This is a genomic window from Microcoleus pseudofavosus SVA1_A4 (assembly GCF_036700565.1).
In the GTDB taxonomy this organism is placed as follows: Bacteria; Cyanobacteriota; Cyanobacteriia; order Cyanobacteriales; family Microcoleaceae; genus Microcoleus.
Genome location: NZ_JAUBPE010000035.1, coordinates 1 through 25,298, shown reverse-complemented (window position 1 = coordinate 25,298; position 25,298 = coordinate 1). Strand labels below are relative to the sequence as shown.

23 protein-coding genes are annotated in these 25,298 nt (G+C 45.6%); 13 read left to right on the top strand and 10 right to left on the bottom strand.

The window, feature by feature from the left end; translation table 11 throughout:
* Positions 1-17: 17 nt before the first annotated feature.
* Positions 18-620 carry a hypothetical protein gene (locus tag QUA02_RS16645; protein WP_333029293.1) on the bottom strand — a complete coding sequence of 201 codons (603 nt, stop codon included), beginning with the start codon at positions 618-620 and terminating at the stop codon, positions 18-20.
* A 138-nt stretch (positions 621-758) separates the two neighbouring features.
* Here QUA02_RS16645 and QUA02_RS16640 point away from each other — a divergent pair, with 138 nt between their 5' ends.
* Complete coding sequence (locus tag QUA02_RS16640) at positions 759-911, top strand: DUF6932 family protein (RefSeq protein ID WP_333029292.1); 153 nt, start codon at positions 759-761, stop codon at positions 909-911.
* A 70-nt stretch (positions 912-981) separates the two neighbouring features.
* Here QUA02_RS16640 and QUA02_RS16635 read toward each other — a convergent pair whose 3' ends face one another.
* Positions 982-1,332, bottom strand: coding sequence for a DUF6984 family protein (locus tag QUA02_RS16635; RefSeq protein ID WP_333029291.1), 351 nt, complete (start codon positions 1,330-1,332; stop codon positions 982-984).
* A 236-nt stretch (positions 1,333-1,568) separates the two neighbouring features.
* Between QUA02_RS16635 and QUA02_RS16630 the strand changes: the two genes are divergently transcribed.
* The 3 genes from QUA02_RS16630 (at position 1,569) to QUA02_RS16620 (ending at position 5,325) form a co-directional block, all read left to right on the top strand.
* Positions 1,569-2,078: a CRR6 family NdhI maturation factor gene (locus tag QUA02_RS16630; protein WP_333029290.1), complete on the top strand. Its 510-nt coding sequence runs from the start codon at positions 1,569-1,571 to the stop codon at positions 2,076-2,078.
* Positions 2,079-2,363: 285 nt separating this feature from the next.
* The gene (locus tag QUA02_RS16625) at positions 2,364-3,896 is read left to right on the top strand and encodes a phytoene desaturase family protein (RefSeq protein WP_333029289.1); all 1,533 of its coding nucleotides are present in this window, start codon (positions 2,364-2,366) and stop codon (positions 3,894-3,896) included.
* Between the two features lie 214 nt (positions 3,897-4,110).
* Positions 4,111-5,325, top strand: a complete 1,215-nt coding sequence (locus tag QUA02_RS16620; protein WP_333029288.1) for an FAD-dependent oxidoreductase — start codon at positions 4,111-4,113, stop codon at positions 5,323-5,325.
* A 148-nt stretch (positions 5,326-5,473) separates the two neighbouring features.
* On the opposite strand, the gene QUA02_RS16615 is transcribed toward QUA02_RS16620, so the two are convergent.
* Entirely contained in the window at positions 5,474-6,346 is an 873-nt protein-coding gene (locus QUA02_RS16615) for a pentapeptide repeat-containing protein (protein WP_333029287.1), read from the bottom strand.
* A gap of 759 nt (positions 6,347-7,105) precedes the next feature.
* Here QUA02_RS16615 and QUA02_RS16610 point away from each other — a divergent pair.
* From QUA02_RS16610 to QUA02_RS16600, 3 genes are all read left to right on the top strand, one after another.
* Entirely contained in the window at positions 7,106-7,369 is a 264-nt protein-coding gene (locus QUA02_RS16610) for a helix-turn-helix domain-containing protein (RefSeq protein WP_333029286.1), read from the top strand.
* Positions 7,366-7,695 (top strand): hypothetical protein, encoded by a 330-nt coding sequence (locus tag QUA02_RS16605; RefSeq protein WP_333029285.1) that lies wholly within the window; start codon positions 7,366-7,368, stop codon positions 7,693-7,695. The genes QUA02_RS16610 and QUA02_RS16605 overlap by 4 nt, the downstream gene beginning before the upstream one ends.
* Positions 7,696-7,775: 80 nt before the next feature.
* Complete coding sequence (locus tag QUA02_RS16600) at positions 7,776-8,168, top strand: hypothetical protein (protein WP_333029284.1); 393 nt, start codon at positions 7,776-7,778, stop codon at positions 8,166-8,168.
* A 205-nt stretch (positions 8,169-8,373) separates the two neighbouring features.
* Here the strand turns inward: QUA02_RS16600 and QUA02_RS16595 are convergent, their stop codons facing one another.
* The gene (locus QUA02_RS16595) at positions 8,374-8,778 is read right to left on the bottom strand and encodes a DNA methyltransferase (protein WP_333029283.1); all 405 of its coding nucleotides are present in this window, start codon (positions 8,776-8,778) and stop codon (positions 8,374-8,376) included.
* On the bottom strand, positions 8,771-9,025 hold the full coding sequence (locus tag QUA02_RS16590) for a hypothetical protein (protein WP_333029282.1): 255 nt from the start codon (positions 9,023-9,025) through the stop codon (positions 8,771-8,773). Before QUA02_RS16590 ends, QUA02_RS16595 begins: the two co-directional genes overlap by 8 nt.
* Positions 9,026-9,278: 253 nt before the next feature.
* Between QUA02_RS16590 and QUA02_RS16585 the strand changes: the two genes are divergently transcribed.
* Positions 9,279-9,848 (top strand): heme NO-binding domain-containing protein, encoded by a 570-nt coding sequence (locus tag QUA02_RS16585; RefSeq protein WP_333029281.1) that lies wholly within the window; start codon positions 9,279-9,281, stop codon positions 9,846-9,848.
* Positions 9,845-11,236 carry an ATP-binding protein gene (locus QUA02_RS16580; protein ID WP_333029280.1) on the top strand — a complete coding sequence of 464 codons (1,392 nt, stop codon included), beginning with the start codon at positions 9,845-9,847 and terminating at the stop codon, positions 11,234-11,236. The genes QUA02_RS16585 and QUA02_RS16580 overlap by 4 nt, the downstream gene beginning before the upstream one ends.
* A 152-nt stretch (positions 11,237-11,388) precedes the next feature.
* On the opposite strand, the gene surE is transcribed toward QUA02_RS16580, so the two are convergent.
* Positions 11,389-12,066, bottom strand: a complete 678-nt coding sequence (surE, locus tag QUA02_RS16575; protein WP_333029279.1) for a 5'/3'-nucleotidase SurE — start codon at positions 12,064-12,066, stop codon at positions 11,389-11,391.
* 270 nt (positions 12,067-12,336) lie between these two features.
* Between surE and QUA02_RS16570 the strand changes: the two genes are divergently transcribed.
* Together QUA02_RS16570 and QUA02_RS16565 are read left to right on the top strand one after the other, a co-directional pair.
* Positions 12,337-13,764, top strand: coding sequence for a DUF3370 domain-containing protein (locus QUA02_RS16570; protein WP_333029278.1), 1,428 nt, complete (start codon positions 12,337-12,339; stop codon positions 13,762-13,764).
* Between the two features lie 112 nt (positions 13,765-13,876).
* Positions 13,877-14,437 (top strand): Uma2 family endonuclease, encoded by a 561-nt coding sequence (locus tag QUA02_RS16565; protein ID WP_333029277.1) that lies wholly within the window; start codon positions 13,877-13,879, stop codon positions 14,435-14,437.
* Between the two features lie 231 nt (positions 14,438-14,668).
* On the opposite strand, the gene QUA02_RS16560 is transcribed toward QUA02_RS16565, so the two are convergent.
* The 3 genes from QUA02_RS16560 to QUA02_RS16550 all read right to left on the bottom strand — a co-directional run bounded on the left by QUA02_RS16560 (position 14,669) and on the right by QUA02_RS16550 (position 18,683).
* Positions 14,669-15,967 (bottom strand): dihydrolipoamide acetyltransferase family protein, encoded by a 1,299-nt coding sequence (locus QUA02_RS16560; RefSeq protein ID WP_333029328.1) that lies wholly within the window; start codon positions 15,965-15,967, stop codon positions 14,669-14,671.
* 180 nt (positions 15,968-16,147) lie between these two features.
* Positions 16,148-16,588: a YlqD family protein gene (locus QUA02_RS16555; RefSeq protein ID WP_172186046.1), complete on the bottom strand. Its 441-nt coding sequence runs from the start codon at positions 16,586-16,588 to the stop codon at positions 16,148-16,150.
* Between the two features lie 145 nt (positions 16,589-16,733).
* Positions 16,734-18,683: a long-chain fatty acid--CoA ligase gene (locus QUA02_RS16550; protein WP_333029276.1), complete on the bottom strand. Its 1,950-nt coding sequence runs from the start codon at positions 18,681-18,683 to the stop codon at positions 16,734-16,736.
* A gap of 135 nt (positions 18,684-18,818) precedes the next feature.
* Between QUA02_RS16550 and QUA02_RS16545 the strand changes: the two genes are divergently transcribed.
* On the top strand, positions 18,819-20,339 hold the full coding sequence (locus QUA02_RS16545; RefSeq protein ID WP_333029275.1) for a leucine-rich repeat domain-containing protein: 1,521 nt from the start codon (positions 18,819-18,821) through the stop codon (positions 20,337-20,339).
* Between the two features lie 559 nt (positions 20,340-20,898).
* Here the strand turns inward: QUA02_RS16545 and QUA02_RS16540 are convergent.
* Positions 20,899-21,126 carry a hypothetical protein gene (locus QUA02_RS16540; RefSeq protein ID WP_333029274.1) on the bottom strand — a complete coding sequence of 76 codons (228 nt, stop codon included), beginning with the start codon at positions 21,124-21,126 and terminating at the stop codon, positions 20,899-20,901.
* 801 nt (positions 21,127-21,927) lie between these two features.
* Here QUA02_RS16540 and QUA02_RS16535 point away from each other — a divergent pair.
* Complete coding sequence (locus QUA02_RS16535) at positions 21,928-25,077, top strand: ABC transporter transmembrane domain-containing protein (RefSeq protein ID WP_333029273.1); 3,150 nt, start codon at positions 21,928-21,930, stop codon at positions 25,075-25,077.
* The last annotated feature ends 221 nt before the right edge of the window (positions 25,078-25,298 follow it).

Here is a 25,298-nt window from a genome sequence, read left to right as displayed (position 1 = left end):
AAAGCGATCGCACTTCTTTATTGCCAGTCTACCTCGAACACACCAAACACTCGTTGCTTATAACGTTGCTCTGAATCCAAATTGACTAACTGCCAGTCGATGACTTCTCCATCATTGTTTAAAGACACCTTGGCACCACGTGGATATTTTTCTCCGTTAATCATATGGGTAGAAGACAGCACAATTAAGCTCGGTCTACCATTGGCATATCGCCACACATCAAACTGCGAACTAGAAGGAAATTCCTCAATCAATCGATCTGCATCTAGTGATTCAGAATACTCCAGTAATTCTCCTGTTTCATCAAAAGTGAGACGACTACCCGATCTGTGCAAAACTTTTTTGATTTGGTAATCTGAATCAAGAGACACATTCCACAACTGACCATTTTCATGGAGGTAGAGTATCACATCACTAGCACATGGAATGTCATCTAATATAGTTGTCGAGGAGAGCCAGCAGAGTTTAAGTTGTCCAGAAGAGTAGAAAACAACGCTGCGATTGCCAGCACAGGGAATGCCCTGAACGATCGCATCCTGGGCAAGTATGGCATCATGAACGGAGCCGTCTGAAAAAAGCTCGGCATCTTCCTCTAGAAATTCTATATTATTAATTATCATTCTTTGATTATTACGGCTATAGTCATATTCAATTACCCCATAATAACAAATATCTCCAACTATTAAGCTCTGCTGACGAAATTAACATTAATTAAAATTTGACAAGGAAATTGTGTTAAGATATAAAGGTGTGAGGGTATGATTCCAGAATTTGACGAGCATGGTAACTTGCCACCAGGGGTGCATTGGGCAGAGTGGGAAGAGTTCAAAGACAGATTTGGAACAACACCGCGTCGCAGTCGCATGATAGATGGATTGCAAATGGCAATGCTTCCAGCATTGACAACCTAAATTATGTCATTCTGAATGAAGCGAAGAATCTCAAAAATTGGCAACACTATCGAAAGTGCGATCGCCTTTATTAGATTCTTTCTTTAATCACAACTTGTCCCAGGTCGGGCCATCTACACACAGGAGAATAATCAAATTTCCAAACATCAAGCTTAAAAAGTTGACTATGCTCATCTAAATTCAATTCGACAGATACAGGAACTCCATCCTCATCTAAAAATTCAGCTTCAGCGACTGTTCTGCCAAGCCTTCTGCCTGAATCAGCAGCGCAGGATTTGAAGCGGAGGCTACCCATCCCACCATCGTCCATGTCCTCAACAAGCGCAGTGTTTAGTGTTGGTACTATTACTTCAGCAAGTTTTGAGTTGGTCATAAGTAGAGCTTTAATCAATGCTGATTCACCGGATTTTAATAGGCGCATTTTTATTATTGTGGTGGTGTAAGACGACCTTTGAGAGAAGCCTTATTATCATAGGTAAACGCTAAAAAATTTGATTTTATTGCATTTGCCTTATTCCTTATTCATTCTGCTATACAATGTTAATCGCTGATGGTACGATCGCTAAATGCTATCAAGTTAACAATCAAGCAATTGGGTCTCTTGCCCCCGAATCCATCGGTGGGAGCAATCTAACATTTAAAATGGGTTGACTTTTTATGAGTATTATGATATCGATCAATGCCGATCGCATAAACAGTTTAGATTTGTCTCCGGTGCGGAGTGCGATTGAAAAGTGGCTGGCCGAAGGAGCGATCGCCCAAAACGAACAGCAGCTACAATTTGAAATTGAGTATCCGCGCGAAGAGTTAGATCCGCGAGAAATTTCGGAAATTCCCGAAGTGCGACTGTGGTTTATTCGCTTGGATGCTTGTTACCCTTGGCTGCCATTTTTGCTGGATTGGAAAGCGGGAGAATTGGCGCGCTATGCGGCGATGTTGGTGCCGCACCAATTCCACCGCACCCAAGGTATTCAGTACAATCCTGAAGCTTTGGAAATGTTTTTGATGAACAAAATTTTTGTGTTGACTGATTGGTTGAATCAGCAGGGAATCCCCAGTAAATCGAAGTTGATGGCGATGTCGCAGATGTTTGGTTATGATTTGGAAGATGCTTTTTTTGATGTGATTGTGCCGCACACAGCAATAGGCGATCGCACATCTAACTAACATACTCCTAATTAGGTAGATGATTCTATACCTTAAGACTTACGTAAAAAGGTAAAAGCCGGGGTTTTTCTGTTGTGGGGCGGGCTTTCCTGCCCGCCCCACAAACTATAAGTTCCATACACAAAAGCTTAATTAATCTTAACAGCAACCGCAATCAGGCTTTAATACAATACTTTAGCCAGCGCGCCCAGCAATACTGTTGCTCGACTTCACACTTTCCTCAGAATTGAGAGCTAGTTTAAATAAACAACGATCGCCCGATTCAATCGATCGAGGAAATTGCCCATGAAAACAGATTACCTCATCGTCGGCAGTGGTTTATCAGCACTGGTTTTCGGAGCTTTGATGGCAAACTCCGGCAAAACCGTACACATCCTCGAAGCTCACGAGCATCCCGGAGGCTTTGGTCACACCTTTACGATGGCCAACAAATACACGTTTAATGCCCAATTCCACTACGTTTGGGACTGCGGCGAAGGACATACAGTCAATCGAGTTCTCAAAAAACTCGGTCTCGATCGAGATGTCACCTTTGAGCGGTACGATCCGAATGGCTACGACCACATGAGAATGCCTGGATACGCCCTAGATATTCCCTCGGAACCAGAGGAACTAATCCGGCGATTGTCGGCGCTGTTTCCCGAAGCGGGCGAGAGAATTCGCAAATTCGTCAACGAAGTCGAGCAAACCGGCGCGGGACTCAGAAAACTCGCTCCTCCCGTCAAACCCATTGAATTGCTCAAAAATTTCGGTGACGTATTCTGTGCTGTCCAACACCTCAACAGCACGCTTCAGGACGTTTTCGACAAGTTCCAACTCCCGCAAGCCGCCCAAACCCTATTAGCCCTGCAATGGCCGGACTTTTTGCTACCCCCAAATCAGCTTTCTTTCTATGCTTGGATTGCCTTATTTAGAGGCTATCAAGAAGGTGCATTTTACCCGACCCAGCATTTTGAAGATGTCATCAATTCTTTAGTTAAAGTCATTGAATCCAACGGCGGGAAAGTTCTACTAAACCATGAAGTCACGAATTTTAGGGTGACAAACAGAACTTTAACGGGAGTTGAAGCGATGGATTTGACTACGAATCAAACCCATGAATTCACGGGCGACACGGTGATTTGCAACCTCGATCCCAAAAGAGCGGCCAAGATGATTGGAGAGGAAATGTTCTCTAAAACAGTGCGCCGGAAACTCAACTATGAGTATTCTGCCTCTAACTACATGGTGTACTGTGTTGTCAAAGATATCGATCTCAGAGACTATGGATTTGGCAAGTGGAATACGTTTCATTCCGAACACTTGGATCTGAATGAAGCTTTTGCTCAAATGTACGAGCAAAATGATTTTTCTCGTCCGAGTTTTGCAATTACAACGCCAACTTTACTGACGGAAGCGCGGCGGGATTGTCCAGAAGATTGTCAAATTGTCGAATTTCTGACTGTTGCTAATTACGGCTATTTTAAGCAACTTTGGGAGAGCGATCGCAAAGCTTACAGACAGAAGAAACAAGAGATTCTGGACTCGATTTTAGATGTTGTTGAAAAAGACTATGTTCCGAATTTCCGCAAACACATGGTCTTTCATATTACCGGAAGTCCGACGACTAACGAGCGCTTCTGTTGGTGTCCTAACGGTAATTCCTACGGTTCCAGCCTGACGCCGCGCAACATGGGAGTCGATCGGCTAAATCACGAAACATCCCTCAACAATTTCTATTTCTGCAACGCCTCCTCCGGCTATCCAGGCTTTGCGCCGACATTTTGGACGGGGGCGCTGCTTTATCAACGTTTATCCGGCGACGCGATTTTAGGCTAAGGAAAATTGGGAATTGGTTATTTTTCTGTTTCTCTCGTCCCTTGGCAGAGCCAAGGAACGAGAATTTCTACCTTCTACCTTCTTCCTTCTTTCTTCCTTCTATCCTTTACATCCGTTACAAAATCCGTTGCCGAACTTCCTTCCTTCTATCCTTCCTTTACATCCGTTACAAAATCCGTTGCCGAACTTCCTTCTATCAATTTAGGAGCGAACTATGAAAATTGCAATTGTTGGGGGCGGAGCTAGTGGTATGGCCACAGCCTACTGGCTCAATAAACAGGGGCATCACGTCACTGTGTTTGAAAAACAGCCAATTTTAGGCGGACACATTCGGACGCTCAACAAAAATGTTGCGCCCAATCAATCTGAGTGCAATGAGATATTAGAAAATGGAGTGCTAGAATTTCCGACTGTGTTTTATAATTTCGTCGCTCTCATGCAAGAGCTAGGAGTTGAATTAGAGCCTGTGGAGATTGGTTCTGCGCTGTTTTTTAAAGATGATAGGCACTTTTTATCAAAAGTCGCAATTCAGAAAAACTTCACGGGAATTCAACGCCTGATCGAGTATTTACGGCTCGATAGTCTCTACGCTCGTTCGGCTGCATTTATTTTAAAAATGCGGTTTGCTAAACAGCACGATTTCGACGATGTACCGCTTTCTCAGAGTTTGAAAAGTTCCTGCGTCCGCAATTATTGGCTGAAGTTGCTGACGATGTACAGCTACTCGATACCCTTTGAATTACTCGACAATTTTCCGGCAGAATTGGCGATGCCTGTTCTGCGCGAATATGCCTCGGTCAACTGGGTGAGGATTAAAGGCGGGGTGTATTCTTACATTGAAAAGATTCTGGAGCGGTTTAAGGGCGATATACTGCTGAATGTGGAGATTGCCAATATTTTCAGAAGTGCTGATGCTGTAAAAATTGTGCTTTCTAATGGGGAGATGCAGGAAGTTGATAAGGTGGTTTTTGCGATGCCACCAGACCAAGTGATGAGGCTATTGTCCGATCCTACAGATGCGGAAATCAAGCGGTTTTCAGCGTGGAAAGCCAATTATGCCACGACTGTGCTGCATTCGGATACTTCAATGTACTATCGCTACGGCATCCGCAAGTTATCAGAATTTGATTTTTTCGAGACGGACAAGGGATGGGGATATAATGCGAGCTTGAATCAGCTTTGCGGCATCAAGTCGCCGCGAGAGTACAGCTTAGCCTTTAAACTCGAAGAGTCGATCGACAAAAAGCAGATTATTCACATTCAGCAACATCACACGCCGATGTATACTGTCGAGTCTTTTCGATATCGAGATGAAGTTATCGAGACTAATGGCGAGAAAAACACTTATCATGCGGGAGCTTATTTGGGGGATGGTTTGCACGAAGGAGCTATTACCTCTGCTTTGCGAGTCGCGAAATTAATCGGGTGAGCTCAATTGTGATGCTACAAACTCTCGAAAATATCGGTAAACTTCTTGCCGGTGCAGCACTCTCACAAAAGTAATGATGTCTGCATCAAAAGTTAAACCAATGCGATAGTCGCCGGCTCGGATGCAACGCCGTGATTTTTTCCGTTGGCTAAGCTGCGGCACAACCCGCCGCACTGAAGCAGACATCATGGCTCACAGATGCGGGCATTGTTGCTCCGGCTAACTGAGCACCCTCAAAGTTGGTTCCTATGAATGTTGCCCCGCTCAAGTCTGCTTCGCTCAAGTCTGCATAGCACAGCCTAGCCCAATCGAGATTTGCCTGCACCAAAGAAACTCCCACCAGATTTGCCCTGGTTAAATCTGCTCCCCTCAACTGGACGCCCCGCAACTGAGCGCCGCTGAGATTGGCTGCTAACAAATTCGAGCCTTCCAAGTTGACCCCGTTGAGTTTGGCTTCGCTCAGGTTGACGCCATTGAGATCCGTCCTGCTCAGGTCGATGCCGTTGATGTAAGCTTTCCTGAGATAGATGCCTGTTAGTTGAGCGCCAAAAAGCCTTGCACCGCTGAGTTTTGCCCCTCCGCAGTTGGCCCAGTTGAGGTTTGCTCCCGTGAGGTTCGCGCCCCGCAGGTTGATGAATTGCAGGTCTGCCGTACACAAATTAGCGTTCCAGAGGATGGCGCTCCGCAGGTTGCTACCTATGAGTTGGGCGCCGCTCAACTTGGCCCTGGGCAGTTTTGCTTTGACGAGGAAAGCTCCGCTGAGATTGGCTTTCGTGAGTTCTGCGTCGGCTAGTCTGACTTGACCCATTTTGGCAAAACTCAGATTTGCCCTGTAAAGGTTTGCGCCGTTGAGTTCTGCTTTGGTGAGATGCGCCCGACTCAGGTTAGCTCCCGACAGGTTAGCCCTCGAAAGGTTTACTCCGTCCAAGATCGCTCCGCTGAGGTTGGCTCCGCTGAGGTCGGCGCCAGCAAAGTCTCTGTTTCCATTTTCGTAGTCTTTGAGCAGCTCGGTTACTTCCATACGGGTCAGATTCCTAATAGGAGAAATTTATTTATAAATACGCACTCTTTATAACTATTTTATATCTAACCGAGCGGATGCGATCGCACTTTGAAGGAAGCTGAAATTTAACTTTATATTTCTAAATATACTTGGTTCTTTTTGCAACGCGTAGCGACAGTTTTTGATGGCAAACCCTAGAATAAGGGTTTTAGGGCGATCGTCGGTACGAGAGCAACGCTTGGCCCCGGCACGCTATAGGCTTTCGGGAAAACCAAGGGTTTAAGACTGCGACCTCAAAACTGTCCGCTTAAAAGAAATTTCAGACATTGCGGCTCTGAGGGATTTATTGATATGCCTAACGGTAGATGCTATTTGTGCAAAATTTAGTTGATAATTTACGGCAGATTGTACGAAACTAAAAGCGAGTAATATCTGTGTGAAACAACTTTCTTTACTGGCAGTTAGGCAGATGTTTCAATCTATGTTATTATGAGTAAAAATTGAGGAATGATTATGTCAAAAGAGAGAAAAAGCAACAAAGAAGTCAAAAAGCCAAAGAAACAACCGGATGGTGTTGCTAAGCCCAAGGATGACAAAAAAAATTATGGTAGCACGGACGGCCGCAAGTAGAGATAGCTGCCACTCTCGCGATTGCGATTAATTTTGCTCAATTGTCATTACTATCCATTTTAAACAAGTATAAATATCCTATTTTCGGATAATACCAAAACAGGTTTATTATATCTAGGGGAGATGCAGTGCTAAACCTAAAGTATAATGAAATCTGTTTTTAGTCATGAATATGAAACCTTCCGTAGCTGTATGATTGCGGCTCGTAAAGAGGCGCAACTAACTCAGGAATCTGTTGCTAAATCTCTTAAAAAGCCACAATCTTTCGTAGCAAAATATGAAAATGGTGAACGGCGATTAGATGTAATTGAGTTTCTGTTAGTTGCTCGTGTAATTGGTGTAGATCCTTGCGACATTATCAGGAAAGTTGCACAAGGAATGTCTGAATCATCTGCTGAAGGCGAGATATGAACACGCAAGATGTAATCAGACTTGCCTCTCAATATCTAGATAACTTATCGGGTCCTATTTTCGACGTTTTAGATATATCTAAGCCTGTAACCGTAGATGCAGCGGTGAACCTGTCTAAGGTTATTTCAAAGCTTTCACCTTTAGTTGGAAATTTAATCGAGTTTAACACAGTTGAATTCTTGAATCAACAAAATGAGTTTGCTGAATTTGGCACGTGGCAGAGGCAATATCCGGGGTTTCCAGATACTATTTTTGTGGGTATAGTTCAACCAACGCCAGGATTAGAAATTAAAGCCTGGTTCCCATTAGCAACAGAGATAAGCTGAAGTGCATTTAAATTGTATAGTCAAGTTTAAGAAAAGTCTTGTGGGGTGGGCGTCTCGCCCGCCCAAAAAATACAATTTAGATGCGGAACAGCTTAACAGCACGTTTCAAGGATAGTCAGAATCACTTTAGGTTCGATCGCACCTACGTTGCTATGCTGGCTTGGCTACCGGATAAAATCATCTATGGCAAGCCTCGCATTCTTGATGTGTGCGTTGTCTCTGGTTTATCCTTAGCTGTAGCGAGAGATACCCACTATCACAATCCGCCGGATTACCTTGTTTTAGAGCCAGAAGATACCACTCAAAGAACAGCAAATTTGCAACAGACAAACACCAGTGGGTATAAATTCCAAGGCTCTGCTGAGGAGTTTTTAGAAGCTGAGAAAATAGTTGATTCATGGGTACTCAAGGGAAAAGTCTACAAACCAACTAGAGAGTACCAGCGTCTGCTGCGTGAACTACGGATAAGGTAGGAATACAGACTAGATACTAATTTTGCAAAGATGGACAGAATTGTACATCCAGGCATTGAGTAATTTAAGCGACGAGTCTACAATACTGAAGTTTCCGGTATGGCGGTTGGTCGATGGAATAAGCTTTTATCGACTCCTCGAGAAGATAGCATCAAGAAATCCCTAGAAGATCATCTAGAGATTAGAGAAGAGAGTATTGATGAACTTATTGATTAAATCTCTGCACACCGTAGTAGAAATAGTCTGGATCGATCTCGCAAGAAAAGGCTTTTCGTTTTAGTTGACGTGCTGCCAACGATCCAGTAAAAAGTCCGCCAAAAGGTTCCCATACAATATCATTTTCATCGCTCGACGCCTCAACAATAACATTCATCAGATCGAGAGGTTTTTGGTTCAGATGTAATGCTTTTCCAGAGATAGTTTTAACTCTTTCATCACCCCGCAAGGGTTGACGAACCCAAACATTGGTAAAACCGTGAGGACATCTAAATTTCGATCGCATCTTACTCCATTCTTGTCTCGTTAAAGATCGATCGCCATCCAGCGAAAAGTAGGGTTTTCCTTGAGGAATACCATACTCATTTGCATAGTTCACTAGCTTTTCAAACATCTCGGTCGGAGGGAAATACCACAAATGCCCTTGGTCGAAGTATTTCCGGCGTTGCAGCATCCACCACTCCGCAAGCATCGTTTGCCCGTCGCAACGGCAACCCGGAGCGTTTCCATTCTCGTAATAACCACGCCTTTAAGGTAAGTTCATTAACTGTTACTTCTCTGATATATTGAACGCAGACTTCTGTAACGACGGGGAACCTGCGAATTTTCTGTGTGTTAACATTCCCTGCTATGTGACCCAACAAATCCTCCAAGGTAACTCTGGCCGCTCTACCCAGCCTACAAAAATTTTATATTAATTTAAGTGGATATACTTAAGTCTACTAAATATTTAGGTAAAGGCACAAAATGATGACTAACTATCTATCGCACCGAAAATTGTGGTATGATACATGAAATTTCGATCGGTGTAAATTCTACAGTCAAGAAACTGACTTTATATCATTTTTTTTTACTCGCTCAAAGTAAATCACCGTATAAGTGGAGGCAGTTGAAATGTATGGTTTAATTAATCGTGCGATTCAAGACATGGTATGCGAGCATTTTGATGAAGCTACTTGGGAAAAAATTAAGCAGAAAGCGCAAGTCCTAGACGAGCAATTTCTCATTTTAGAAGCTTATCCTGATGATTTGACTCATCGTCTAGTTAAATCTGCTAGTGAAGTGCTTGGCTTGTCTGGCGCACAAATTATGCAGGATTTTGGCGAATACTGGGTTAAATATACTGCTAGTGCGGGTTATCAAGAAATACTAGATATGGCTGGAGATACATTACCCGAATTTCTCGAAAATCTAGATGATTTACATACTCGGATTGGGGTGCAATTCCCTAAGTTGCGACCACCATCTTTTGAATCTACAGAAGTTGCCGAAGATGCGATAGAGCTGCATTATCGCTCTACACGCGAAGGTCTGGCACCAATGGTAGTCGGGTTAATTAAAGGTTTGGGCGATCGCTTCGAGACAGCAGTTGAGATCGCACACACTCAATCCCGTGAAGCAGGATTCGAGCATGACATATTTCGGATTGAGTACAAATCGGAAGAGATTGCAAATGATTCATGACTAAGCCTCTATATACACTGAATCCCCAGATGTTTTGCGATATATTTCCATTTCATATAGGATTTAATCAAAATCTGGAGATTGTCCAAGTTGGCGAGGTACTGCAACGGACTCATCAAATACTCTTATTAGGTGAAAAGATAGATCGACATTTTAAAATTCATCAGCCCGCGATCGCCTTTGACTTTTTGACGATTCAGCAAAAACTCAAATCATTATTTATTCTGGAATCCCGACATAACTCTCTACGATTAAAGGGGCAAATGGTCGCTCTGAAAGACGATGAGGTGATCCTGTTTATCTGCTCTGTGTGGATTCCAGACTCAAGCCTACTATCGAAACTAGCGGTTAAGTTAAAAGACTTTGCAATCCACGATCTGACTCCCGATTTTTTGTTTTTGCAACAAACTAGCCAAACAGCTCTTCGGGAAGTTCAAAGCCTTACAGAAGAATTAACTAAGCAGAAAAATGAGCTTCAAGCATCACTAGAGGTTCAGAAAGAACTGACCTATTTATCCCAAACTCAAGCACAACATTTAAAGCAAGCATTGAGTGAACTTCAGGAAACGCAATCACACCTAATTCAAGCAGAGAAGATGTCAAGTTTAGGCCAGTTAGTTGCAGGAATTGCCCATGAAATTAATAATCCGGTCAACTTTATTCATGGTAACTTGAAATATCTGCAAGACTATGTCCAAACTCTAATAAATTTCTTATACCTTTATCAGAAATACTATCCGCAGCCACCATTTGAAATTGAAGCAGAAGCCGCCATAATCGATCTCGTTTTTTTAGAAAACGATCTTCCTAAAATTCTTAACTCTATCAAAATTGGCAGTGAACGCATTCGCAAAATAGTTAATTCTCTCAGAAACTTCTCCCGCCACGATGAAGCGGAAATAAAACCTGTAGATATTCATTCGGGAATTGAGAGCACTTTGTTGATTTTGCAGCATCGGCTGAAATCTAATGGTGAAGCTCCAGAGATTCAAGTGATTAAACAATATGGTGAATTGCCTTTAGTCCAGTGCTACGCATCGGCAATAAATCAGGTATTTATGAATATTATCAGTAATGGGATAGATGCTTTGCGAGATGCACAGAAAAATTGTGCTGACTGGAACAAAGAACCCACCATTATTATTCGGACTTTAGTTAATGATTCTCAAAATTTGGTAATTAGCATTGCTGATAATGGTCTGGGTATGGAACAGTCGGTAATCAATAAGATATTTGAGCCATTTTTTACGACGAAGCCGGTGGGAAGCGGTACGGGTTTGGGATTGTCAATTAGTTATTCGATTGTGGTGGAAAAGCACAGGGGTAAGTTAAGCTGTATTTCTGCACCGGGAGAAGGAGCAGAATTTGCGATCGAGATTCCGCTCTAAATTCAAACCTGTAAGTTGAAACTCAAGCGGGCTGAAGCCGCTGAGATTCTAGAGAAATTGCTTCCTATCCTAAGTTTTGATGAGGCGATCCCTTCAGGCTTTTTTGGGCAAACAATGCAAAAAATATAGTTTGATCCGATCGCCAAAATCGATCAAAGCGATATCTCTGTCACCGCAATATTACCACCAAAACACACGTCAACATCAGTCCCCGCAGCCCGATCGCGCGCTCCGTATTCTCCCGCATAATAAAAGTATTCTCCCTCCTGGCGGTAAACCACCGGCAGCGGCTCAGTCGAAGGGCGGCAAAACACAATTTCCGGTTCCGCACTTCCCGGCGCTAAATGCGGCAAATTCACATTCCAGAAACACCCAGACTTTGGTTCCCGCTTCAACAAATCCGCCAACACCCGCGATGTCCAGCGAGTCGCTACATCCCAGTCTATTTCGAGCGGCCTTTTAATCCGGTGGGAAATTGCGATGCCCGGAATACCGTGCATTGCTGCTTCCCGCACAGCAGCAACCGTACCGGAAATGTACACGTCAACCCCCAAATTGCCGCCCGCGTTAATGCCCGAAAGCACCAAATCCGGCTTCGCACAAACGTGATGAAGAGCGATGCGAACGCAGTCTGCCGGTGTTCCCCCTACAGCATACTCAAATTCCGATCGCCGATCGACATGAATCCGACTGTGAGCCGTCACCTGATGCCCGCAGCCGGACAATTGCCCTTGAGGAGCTACCATAATTGTCTTGTCGCTGACAGCCTGCAAAAGTGCCTGAATGCCCGGAGCGTCTATGCCGTCGTCATTGGTTAAAATTATTGTCATTTAAAATTTGCCGAAGTCGGGGGAAAAACTAAAGTCCTGACTGCAAACCTTAGCTTGACAGATTTGTCGTGAGGACTTCTGTTTTTTGATAAAGGACTAAAGTCCTGACTGCAAACATTAGTTTGACAGATTTATTGTCGTGAGGACTTCTGTTTTTTCACAAAGGACTAAAGTCCTTACTACAAACCTTAACCAACTTGTGGTAAAGTTTTGTGTCGGTTGCTATTTCCAGGCAATCTTCTGCAAGTTCAGTTAAACGCGCTCACAGCAATGTTTTTGCCAATTCTACCCTTAGCTCAAGCAATCCCGACACCTCCGACCCAACAAGTCATCATCCAGCGAGAATTTTCGATACCGGAAAACGAACTGGATTTGCCAGCACCTCCGACAACGGGCCCGCTGAACACTGTGACGGTGCCCCAACAAGTGCGCGTTTTGCCCGGACAACTCGACAACATCCCGGTTTTCAACAGCAACAGCCCCGAAGTCGTGCAAACGGAAGGCATTTTGCTCTCCACATTTCCCCCGGAAGGAAAACAACAACCTTCTGCACACTTAAACTTTGCCTTCAAAGGCCGATTTGACATCTTCGCCCACCACATCGCTAAAGCTAAAAATCGCGAAGACACTCGCACCTTATTTCAAGGAATAATTGTCCGCAATCCCAACTCGGAACCTGTTACTTTAAAAGTATTGCAAGGAGCGACCTATTTAACTCGGCCGGATGCTTTGTTTGTCGATTTGCCGTCGTATTTAGAAAATCGATTCGGCACTGTGTTTGCGGGGCCTGGAAGCCGCATCACGAGCGATGTGCTGCGGGGATACAGACAAGCCATTTTGCCGGCGGCGATCGAGATTCCGGCGAATCAGAGCCGAATGCTGATGAATTTGCCGATACCTGTGGGGAATGTCACGCCTTCTTCCAACGGTCGATCGACCTTGATGCGAATGTCGAGCAGCAATTCGGTTTATGTAGCATCATTAGCAATGTTTGTTCCTAAAAGTCAAGGAGGAGTCGAACAAGATCCGACTTTAGAACAGTGGGAAAATATTTTAAATACCAAAGATTTAGCCGGGCCGAGAGATTTGGCTCCAACTCCTAGAGGCGAAAATCCGGTGCAAAAAATTTACGGTCGCGTGGCGGGAGTAGCTGAAGGTTCTGAGTGGAAAGCCAGAATTACTGACAATCCGAGAACTGATTATTTAACTGTTCCCAAGCGCGGCGAGTCATTTTCTTACGCTCTGAGCACTACTGATACGGGTACTTTTGGCACTGGTCAAGTTCAAAGCGCTAAAATGTTAGCTCGCTATCCCGATACTGCTTATTTTGCTCACGGTAATTACGGGATTCAATACAACTTAACTTTTCCGCTTTACAACAAATCTCGCGAGTCCCAATCTGTTAGCATTAAAATGCAAACACCGATCAAAGCAAATACAGAATCGGGGGGATTGATGTTTTACGATCCTCCCGAAAATCGGATATTTTTCCGAGGTACGGTGCGGGTAATGTTTAATGATGATACGGGCAAGACTTTGACGCGCTACATTCACATCGTGCAGCGCCGTGGACAGCAGGGGGAACCTTTGGTGAATGTGAATATGAAGCCGGGGGAACGCCGTTTAGTGCAGGTGGATTTCTTGTATCCGCCGGATGCGACGCCGCCGCAAGTCTTGACGGTGCGATCGAGCAATTAATTGGTGGTTATACCAATTTAATATGAAGCTGCACAGAACATAGAGCCAGTAGGTTGAATCTTACTGGCAACAATGATAAAGTTTAGACAACTGTCGAATAAGGAGAATAGTTATGTCTGTTCAGATGCAAAGACGGCTATTTACAGTACAAGAATATCACCTAATGGGTGAGGCTGGCATTTTGAGCGAAGATGACCGAGTAGAATTGATAGAAGGAGAAATTGTTCAAATGGCTGCAATTGGTACTCGTCATGCAAGTTGTGTAAAGCGCCTGATCGCTGTGTTCTCCGATTTGGAGAGAAGACGTGCGATTATAGGCGCCCAAGACCCGATCCAGTTAACTGAACGCACCGAACCTCAACCGGATATTGTATTGCTGCAACCTCGCGCTGACTACTATGCTACTGCACATCCAGTACCATCTGAAGTTTGGTTGTTAGTTGAGGTTTCTGATAGCACTGTTGATTTCGATCGCGATGTGAAAGTACCTAACTATGCTCGTGCTGGTATTCAAGAAGTATGGTTGTGGGATCTTGAGATTAATTGTTTAGAAGTTTACCGTTTTCCGACGGCAAATGGCTATACTTCAATGCAAAAGTTTGAGCGGGGAGAAATGGTGGCGCCGCTAGCTTTTCCTGAGTTTGAAGTAAGCGTTGATTTTATTTTGGGTTAGAGCGATATAGAATTATAGCCTTTCTGGTGTAACATGAGGTGTAAGGAGTGGGCATAGGGCATAGGGCATAGGGCATAGGGCATAGGGCATAGGGCATTGGTAATTGGTGACAACTGCTTTCGGAGTCAACTGACAACTGACAACTGCCAACGGCCAACGGCCAACTGCCAACAGTCAACAGTCAACAGTCAACAGTTAACTGTCAACTGTCAACCGTCAACAGTTAACTAATTAAAGCGTCAAAGATTGAGGATTTGTCTCAATCAATTTCGCTAAATCTTGCAAGAAAGACGCCGCATCAGCACCGTAAATTACTCGGTGATCGCAAGTAATATTCACCTGCATTTGCCGCTTCACTCCCATCAAGCCTTCCTCGTTGGCCACGACTTGCGGCCGCGAAGAGCCGATCGCCAAAATCGAGCCTTGATTCGGCGGCAAAATCGCGTCAAACTTGTCTACTCCAAACATTCCCAGATTGGAAAGAGTAAAAGTTCCCGTGCTGTATTCATCAGGTTTCAACTGCTTGGTGCGGGCGCGATCGACTAAATCCTTCCAAGTGCGCGAGAGCGAATAAATATCGAGGCGATCGGCATTTTGCAACACCGGCGTAATCAAACCGCCGCCATCCATCGCCACCGCTACCGCCACATTAATATCAGCGCGGTGTTGAATTCCCGACTCCACATAACAAGCATTCAGCAGAGGATGTTTTTGTAAAGTTACTGCTACAGCCTTCGCCAGCATAGCCGTCATCGTGACGCCCTTCGACTTAATTTGTTTGTAGAGTTTGTCGAGATTATCAGTAGTAATTGTGTAACCCACGCGGAAACACGGCACGCTCAAGCTTGCTTCCATATTCCGCACCACCGCATTTTGCAGCGCGTTCATCGGTACTCTGTTGCCCGAAAGTGCCACCGCCGGGACTGGTGCGGGTGCGGGTTTGGCTGCTGCGGGTGCGGGTGCTGGTGCTGCGGGTGCGGGTGCTGCGGGGACTGTTACCGGTTGCTGAACCGGAGCGGGTTGGGCTTTCCCGGCTGCTGCTTCCACATCCTCTGCGACAATGCGACCGTTGGGCCCGCTGCCTTTGATAGAATTCAAATCTACTTTAAACTCTTTGGCTAACTTGCGAGCGCGGGGAGAAACGACGCTGCGGCCGTTTTGGCGGCTGACATTTTGCTGCAAACCCGCTGATGCTGTTGCGCTGACAGGAGCGGGGCTGGGAGCCGGAGCCGGGGCTGCTGCTGCGGTTGGGGCGGCGGCTCCTTGCTGCTGAGCGGCGGCGATTTCGGCTTCTGTTTCTGCTACCAGGGCGATCGCCGCTCCCACCGGAGCAACTTCGCCTGCTGGTACGATAATTATTGCTAGATACCCTTCGTAGAAAGACTCCACGTCCATGTCGGCTTTGTCGGATTCAACCACTACCACCGTTTCGCCTTTTTCTACTTTGTCTCCGGCGGATTTGACCCAGGAAACAATTTTGCCTTCTGTCATGGTAGAACTCAGGGCTGGCATGAAAACTTCGCGAATCATCTGTAAAAAGTCCTTGTGAGTTGGTAATTGGCGATCGGTATTTGGCAATTGATAATTGGCGATCGGCCACCGGCAGTAATTATTATTATGCCAGCCTCTAGTCCGAAGATGTGTGACTATTGACTCAAAATTTCCTACCAATTACCTTTTTCCCAATTACCAATTACCAATTTCTAATTTCTAAATATCACCTCGAATTTCTTCGACTATGCCGTCGCGGAGGAGAACTTCTACTTGCATTTTTTGAATCAAGTTTTCTCCCAGCCCCACAGTGAACGTGCCGTCAATTTGACCTTGACTCACTTCTTGTTCGAGGTCTAGCACCTGCACTTGCTGGAGTTGTTGCAGGTTTTGGTTTTTCTGTTCTAGCAGTTCGCTTTTTCTTTGATTCACCTGCACTTGAATGTTTTCTATTTGCTGCATTACTTGCGGGCCTGGGGGGTGCAGGTTTTGCTTTTGGATTTCTGAAACCATCCGCTGCCCTTGCATTTCTAGCTGTTGTAGCTGAGAATCTATTTGGTTGATTTGGGCTTGGAGTTGCTGTTGAGCTTCTTCTTTCCAGCGGGGAGTAACGACGACTTTAACGTTAATCGATCGCTTCAAGAGTAATTGTGGTTCCATAAAGTTGTTGCTTGTCTATTGGGAATTAGGCATTAGTCATTAGTTAGTAAACATGAACTAATGGCCCAGGACTGAGGACTCGGACTCGGGACTCGGGTGTTGGGATAATTTTTTCTTTTCCATTCCCCAAGTCCTGTGAATATTTTCAAAACATCTCGTCAATCATATCGCGGTAGTGTTCCGCCACAACGGGGCGCTTAATTTTCAGGGTCTGGGTCAGCATTCCATTTTCCATCGAAAATGGCTCCTGAATCAACCGGAACGGGCCGATCCGATCGTCCGCGCGGTATCCGGGGCGATTTTGCACCTCTCGGTTCAATTCTTTGCGGAATAAATCTTGAATTGTCTTGCTATTCCAGTCAATTTCGTGTAAAGGGGGATTCTGAGTTTCTGCCCATTTCTGCACAGCTTCTGCATTGGGGACAATTAAGGCACCGAGGGATCTCTGGTCTTGACCTACTAGCATAATTTGGTCGATGTAGGGGCTGCGGACGCAGGCGTCTTCTATGGGCTGGGGTTCGATGTTTTCGCCGTTGCTGAGGACGATCGTATCTTTGGCCCGCCCGGTCAAGATTAAGTCGTTTCCCGGTGTCAGCCAGCCCAAATCGCCGGTGTCGAACCAGCCCATCGAGTCGGTCGCCTTTGAGGTAGCTTGGGGATTGAGATAATAGCCCGCCATGATTTGCGGCCCTTTTGCCAATACCAAGCCGCGCTGGCCCGGAAGCAGTTGTTGCCGAGTCTCCGAGTCTACTATTTTAATTTCCGTACCTGGAATAGGCTGTCCTGCTGAACCTTTGAGGTTGTGCCAAGGGCGGCGGACGGTTAAAACCGGGGATGTTTCGGTCAAACCGTATCCCACCAACAAACCGATATTCGCAATTTCAAAGAAATTGTCTAAATGCGCGGCCAAAGAACCGCCACCGCTGATTGCCCACTTAAAACGTCCTCCCGTAGCTTCCCGGACTTTTTGGTAAACGAGTTTTTCGGCAAGGGCGTAAACGGGCGACAACAGAATGGTTTTGATCCGGGCGATGAATTTTTCAGCAACTGAGGCAGGTTGTAAATTGAGAGTTAATCCTTCGACAATCCGGCGGGCTTCTATGTATTTTTGGCTGGCAGATAACAGGAAATTCACCAATTTTTGTTTGTTGGGAGGCTGTTCCCGAAATTGCTTTTGTACTGCCTCGTAAATCGATTCCCAGATGCGCGGAACGCTGACCATGTACTGGGGTTTGTAAGCTTTAAAGTCTTGTTTGAAATAGCGAATGCTGGTGTAAATTTGGGTGCACCCTTGGGAAAGCAGGAAGTATTCGACAGTGCGTTCGTAGGCGTGCCAACTGGGCAGGATGCTGAGGGCAGATTCGCCGGCTTCGGGCTGGAGAATTGTCCCGAAGGTGGTGATTTGGTGCAGCAGGTTGCCGTGGGTCAGCATGACGCCTTTGGGTTTGCCGGTGGTGCCGCTGGTGTAGAGGAGGGTGGCGAGGGTTTGAGGCGTATGGTTGGAGGGTTTGAGGGGGCGGTTTGCCCCTGTGGTCATGACTTGGGAAAATTTGACTGTGTTTAGGGTTGGGCTGGCTTCGGGTTCTTCATCGGAGAGGAGGACGACGAGTTGGATGGGCAAATCCGGGAGGCGGTGTTGCAGTTTTTTGAGTAATGCCCGGTTTTCGACTACCAAGGCGCTGCTGCCGCTGTCTTGGATGATGTACAAAAGTTCTTCGGGGTCGGCGGTAGCGCCTCGAACGGCGTTGGCGGCCCCGGCCATCATGATACCTTGGTCGGCTATCAGCCACCGGGGGCTGTTGTCGGCGAAGAGGGCGACGCGGAGAGGGATGGGTTCTTCTGGATTTGGTTCGATGCCGAGGGCCTGCAAGCCGGCGGCGAATTGCTGTATTTGTTGGTAGAGGTCGGTGTAGGTCAGCTTGATTTCTGGCTGGCTGTGGGGGTCGTGGAGGGCGACGGTTTGAGGAAATCGCTGTTTGACGATCGCCCAAATTTCAGGTATCGATCGAATGGAAGTGTAATCGATCAGGCGGCTGAGGTTGGCGCGATCGCGATCGGTCATTTGAGATGATGTGTAAGATGCTGGACCGTTCATAGGGTATTTTCGGGGGTTTTGGGAGATAAAGTTATTGGGTACAAGTTTAATATCAGAGTTATTTTAGAGCTTTGTGGCAGTCTCGTGACAGTTTGGAAACCTGCCGTTGTTTATTTGGGTAATTAGGGATACAAAATGATGAAAATTATAGTTGCACAGAAACAGATTAATTTATCAAGGTTGATAGTAGTTGCTTTTAGTGCGATCGCATTATCTGGAAATGTACTGCCTGTGAATGGTGTAGAAGCGCGATCGGCAAACAAAACATTTGCTGATTGGTGTCGCCAAAAAGCCGATTTGAGTCCTGAAACTAAACATACTGTTGAAGTGGTGTTGAAAGAAGTAGAGACTACTGATTGTGATGTGGCTAATCAGATATTTTCGAGTATCGCAGAACTCGAACTCGACCTCGACAAGAATCAAATCAGCGATATCCAACCGCTAGCATCTTTAACTAACCTGACTGGGCTCTACCTCAACTTCAATCAAATCAGCGACATCAAACCGCTAGCATCCTTGACTAAACTGAATACGCTCTCCCTCGGCGAAAATAAAATCAGCGATATCCAACCGCTAGCATCCTTGACTAACCTGAGACAACTCGCCCTCAGTAACAATCCTATCAGCGATATCCAACCGCTAGCATCCTTGACTAACCTGAGACGGCTCGGCCTCAGCAACAATCCTATCAGCCACATCAAACCGCTAGCATCCTTGACTAAATTGATTTCGCTCTCCCTCAACAACAATCCTATCAGCGACATCAAACCGCTAGCATCCTTGACTAACCTGAGTGAGCTCAGCCTCAGCAACAATCAAATCAGCGACCTCAAGCCCTTACAATCTTTGACTAACATTCAGAGTCTTCGTGTCAACAACAATCCTATCAGCGACATCAAACCGCTAGCATCCTTGACTAACCTGAGTGAGCTCAGTCTCAGCAACAATCAAATCAGCGATATCAAACCGCTAACATCCTTAACTAAACTGGTTCGGCTCGACCTCGGCAAGAATCAAATCAGCGATATCCAACCGCTAGCATCCTTAACTAATCTGATTCGGATCGAACTCGACAACAATACTATTGGCGATATCCAACCGCTAGCATCCTTGACGACTAACCTGACTGAGATCAGCCTCAGTAACAATGAAATCAGCGACATCAAACCGCTAGCATCCTTGACTAAACTGATTTGGCTCCACCTCAGCCACAATCGAATCAGCGACATCAAACCGCTAGCATCTTTGACTAAACTGGGTTGGCTCTGGCTCGACAACAATCAAATCAGCGATATCAAACCGCTACCATCTTTGACTAACCTGATTCAGCTCAAACTCGACAACAATACTATTGGCGATATCAAACCGCTAGCATCCTTGACTGGACTGAGTTTGCTCCACCTCAGCAACAATCCTATCAGCGACATCAAACCGCTAGCATCCTTGACTAACCTGAGAGAGCTCTACCTAGACAACAATCAAATCAGCGAGATCAAACCACTAGCATCTTTGACTAACCTCGAAAAGCTCTACCTCAGCGGAAATCCGATCGCACCCAAAACTTGCCCTCTCAAGCCAGAGTTTATCTGTAAGTGGGAACCACCACCATCACTTGAACTAATAGAACCACCACCAGGATTGTTGGAGACTCAGTGAGGTGTTAAATAGATCGTTGCCGTGGGCCCGTTCAACTTGATAATATTTGATCGGAAAATTAAATTTTTGGTACAGCCTTTAAGTTGACTATTGCTGCGAGTTGAGCGGATCTATCGAGACTGAGGATATAATTGCCGATCGAGCGCAATCGCCAATTCTATCCGCACATCGGCTTCAGTCAGGGGGAGATTGTCGGGAAGGTCGATCGTAATTTGCATGATTAAGGGTACTTTTTAATTTCAATTGTCTCTTAATTTTTGTCTTTTAAGTTGACAATCTGGGTTTAATTTTGTTACAAAGTTGGAAAAATATGTCGGTGCAAAACGCCACTTTAATTCACGAGCGCAAAAAAGCTAATTTTTGAATTTTCATCTCTACCTCCATCGACTTCCCACCCCATCTCCATCTATTTTACAAGAAAATTGGAAGCAGGGCCGATCGAGAGGTATGAGATGACATCCACCCCGGCGTGAACGCACGGGGATTCCCAAATATCACTATTTAGGTTTCTGCTTCTGTCCCTTACGGATATTTCGCAACTGCCATGAAAGAGGTATCTCTATTGGGTCTTACGTTCGATCCCGAGGGCTTGGAGGCCGGCGGCGAATTGCTGGATTTGCTGGTAAAGGTCGGTGTAGGTCAGCTTAATTTCGGGCTGGCTGTGGGGGTCGTGGAGGGCGACGGTTTGAGGAAATCGCTCTTTGACGATCGCCCAAATTTCAGGTATCGATCGAATAGAAGTGTAATCGATTAGCTGGCTGAGGTTAGCGCGTTCAATGTCGCTCATTTGAGAGGGCGTCAGGTGCGGGGCGGTTCATAGTTATTTTGCTGAGTTGTGGGCGATCGAAGTATTTGGTGAATTTAGCATTTCTACCCTTTTGCATAATAGCCTTCTGCATAGTAGCCTTCTACCGAAAGGAAGAAATTTTGACTATTTTTGGCGCCGGGAACTGAAAAAAAAACGGACTGTCCCGGACGCGCCCAGATTAAACAAACCTGTGAGAAACCGGGTTTCTGAGTCCACTGCTTGCGTTGGTGCGCCAGCGATTAGTTTCCCCTGATCGGGAGTCCAACTTCTTGGCTTAAATCCCGCTAAATACCCAGGCTCAATTCTGAATTAATTTATGTAATTCCTGCTACAAATTAGCAATACTTCTTTACATTAATCCTTCTGGAATGCACAAATTATCTAGAATTGAAATAATTTAATATTTAATTAAGCCATCTGCGTGTATTCACGTATAACGCAGAAGCCTTGTCCGCTTTGCTTCACACAATCTTCACAATTATCCGGGATAATCCGCTCAATTATAAAGATTCTGTAAAGATGACCCTTGAACTGTAGCCATTATAGCCGTTTGGTAAGCTATGATTGGAGCCAGCGAAAACAACACTTACGCAATAACCGCACTTTATTGTAAAAAACGAATTACGACATCCCCAAAGTTGTCAAAAAATGTTTGATTTCGCCACCCAACTCAAAAAGCATTTTTAAGCCAGCTAGGTTGCACTAAAAAAACAAAAATTGGACATAACCTGGTTAGTTATCGGTCAAGAAAATTGACAGAAAAATTCAACAGGGAAAGCTATGAAAAAAAGTTTAGGGATACCGAATTACTTCGATCGCTCCCAAGCCTCATTCCAGACTGTTCCAGCTCTTGAGAAACTATTGGAAGAAATCGGTGCAGAACCGACATTAGTTGCAAAATTAAATACAGCCTGTGAAATTTGCGAGTTTCAGCTCGGAGATGAAATAACCCAATATCAAACACCGGATAATACCAACAATTTAGTTGAAAAAGCACAGAGCGATCGCAATTTTTATTTAGTTTGCCAGGGAAGAGTCAGGCTGCTAGCGGTAGAAGCATCTCAACAGCAGGAAATTTCGCTGGCGGTACTGGAAATCGGAGCAATATTTGGGACAGACAACCTATTTATTGAAAGCGAACTGCCTTACAGGGCGATTGCGGCCGGCATCTGCCAAATCGCTCGCATAAACGCCGCAAAATTGCAACTTGTTTTAAAGGAATTCCCTCAACTGCAACAGCACTTGCAGCAAGAATTCCAACAGATCCACAGATTAATATTTTTCAAGACGCAAACAGATTTGCGATCGCTCGCTCCCCACCAACAACAGCTTCTGTGGCCGCTCTTACTTCCTTACATAGAAGAAAGCCGAATTCCGGCCGGAGTTTCCCTCGCCGATCACTGCCAAAAATCTACCAATCATTTTTGGCTCCGCAGCGGTCAAATTCAAGGTCAAACACCGCCAATAATTGGCAGTAACTGGGGACATTCAGACGTACCGAGCGACTGGATAGCCGCAACAGACCTGCTAATTTACCAGCTTAGCGCCGAACAGTGGGAAATCGTCAAAGCCGCAATTGCTTCCGACAGCAATCCCCGCGCTAAAATCATCCCCAAACCTCCGATTTTAAGCTTAGTAACGCTGCAAAAAGATGCCAGCTCAACCTCAAAAACCGAGCAGTCAAAATTAACCGCAGTCGAGCAGCAAAAACCGACAGCCGGAATCATCAGCTTTCCCAAACCCAAGCGGCGGCGCTGGTTGACCAGCGGACACCCATTCATTGAACAACAGAGCGCAGCAGATTGCGGAGCTACCTGCTTAGCCATGATTAGCCAATATTGGGGTAAGAAATTCAGCCTGAATTACTTGCGCGAACTGGCAGAAATTGGCCGCAGCGGCGCGTCGCTCAAGAGTTTGGCAAAAGCAGCGGAAAGAATGGGATTTCAAACTCGTCCCGTGCGAGCTTCTTTAACTCCGCTGCGCAATCAAAATCCCTGGATCGCTCACTGGCAAGGCAATCACTACGTTGCAGTCTACCGATTTAAAAATCAACAGGTTTTAGTTGCCGATCCGGCTGCGGGCAAGCGGTGGATGAGCATTAAAAGTTTTACCGAAAATTGGACTGGGTACGCCTTAATTTTAGACCCGACAGCGGAACTCTATTTGCGCGATCGCAGCGCCGAACATAAAGGCATCAAAATTAAAAATTTTGTTGGCATAGTCTGGCCCTACCGCGCTGCGATCGCCCAAATTCTGCTCCTCTCCTTGTCGATCCAAATATTTGGGCTAGTTACTCCCCTATTTACCCAAGTAATTCTCGACCAAGTGGTTGTCAGCAAAAGCACAGTCACTCTGCACGTTTTTGCGATCGGACTGCTGCTGTTTAGTGTTTGGCGAACGCTGTTGGGCGCAACGAGACAGTATTTGCTGGATTACTTGTCCAACCGGATTGACCTGACTTTAATTAGCGGCTTTATCAGTCACACTCTCAGTTTGCCGATTAAATTCTTTGAATCTCGTCAAGTGGGCGACATCTTGACGCGGGTTCAGGAAAATCAAAAAATTCAGGCGTTTTTGACTCGCCAAGCGATTACTGCTTGGTTGGATGCTTTGATGGCTGTGGTTTACATCGGACTGATGGTTTACTATAACTGGCGTCTGGCTTTGTTGGTGCTGGCTTTGATTCCGCCGATCGTGATTTTGACTTTAGTCGCAACTCCGTTTCTGCGAAAAGTGTCGCGGGAGGTTTTTACCGAAAGTGCCAAGCAAAATTCATCTTTGGTGGAAATGATTACTGGGGTGGCGACGATTAAGGCAACTGCTGCTGAGCGAGAAATGCGCTGGCGCTGGGAAGACCAATTAACCTGCATGATTAATGCTAAGTTTCGGGGGCAGAAGTTGGCGAATTCTTTGCAGGTGATCGGGGGTGGGATTAATACTTTGGGCAGCACGGCTTTGCTGTGGTACGGGGCAATGCTGGTGATTCAAGACGAGTTGACGATCGGTCAATTTGTTGCTTTTAATATGATGATCGGGAGCGTGATTTCTCCTGTGCTGTCAGTGGTGGGACTTTGGGACGAGTTTCAAGAAGTCCTGGTTTCGATCGAGCGTTTGGATGATGTATTCTCGGCCGATCCTGAAGAAAGCCCTTACAAGCCAATGCTGGTGCTGCCTCGGATTCAGGGAACCGTCAAGTTTGACAATGTTTCTTTCCGCTATGCTCGGGATGAGGAACGCAATACGCTGCAAAATCTTTGCTTTGAGGTGCAAGCTGGAGAAACTGTGGCAATTGTCGGCCGCAGCGGTTCCGGTAAGAGCACTTTGGTGAAGCTGCTGCAAGGTTTCTATTATCCAGAAAAGGGGCGGCTGACTGTTGACGGCCACGATATTCGGCATATTTCTTTGCAGTCGCTGCGAGTTCAGTTGGGTGTTGTTCCGCAAGATTGTTTCTTGTTTTCGGGAACAATTTTGGAAAATATTACGCTGTACAAAAATGGAAATGATGCTGATTCTGCAAGCTTGGAAGATGCGATAGCAGTGGCGAAGTTGGCAGAAGCTCACGCTTTTATTCAAGATATGCCGCTGGGTTATCAAACTCCTGTGGGGGAAAGGGGAACGAGTTTGTCTGGGGGCCAGCGGCAGCGAATTGCGATCGCCCGCGCTCTGTTGGGCGATCCCCGAATTTTGATTTTGGACGAAGCAACTTCTTCGCTGGATACCGAGTCTGAGCGCAGGTTCCAGCAAAATCTCGCTCGCATTAGCCGCGATCGCACTGCGTTTATCATCGCTCATCGGTTGTCTACGGTGCGTAATGCCGATCGAATTTTGGTTCTAGACAAAGGCATTTTAGCCGAACAAGGCAACCACGAGGAATTGATGGCAGAACGCGGACTTTACTATCACCTGGCTCAGCAACAACTGGATCTTTAAGTTATTGATTATTAGTCATGAGTCATTAGTCATTAGTTATTAGTTATTAGTTATTGGTAACAATCAACAACTAATGACTAATAGATGACAACTACTAACCCAATACGGTTCAGTTAAGCTCGATCCCCCCTAGCCCCCCTTAAAAAGCAGGGTGGATTAATTGTCAACGCAATAATGTATCATAGAAGAGGCAATCAGATATTACCATCGGGTAAGACTAT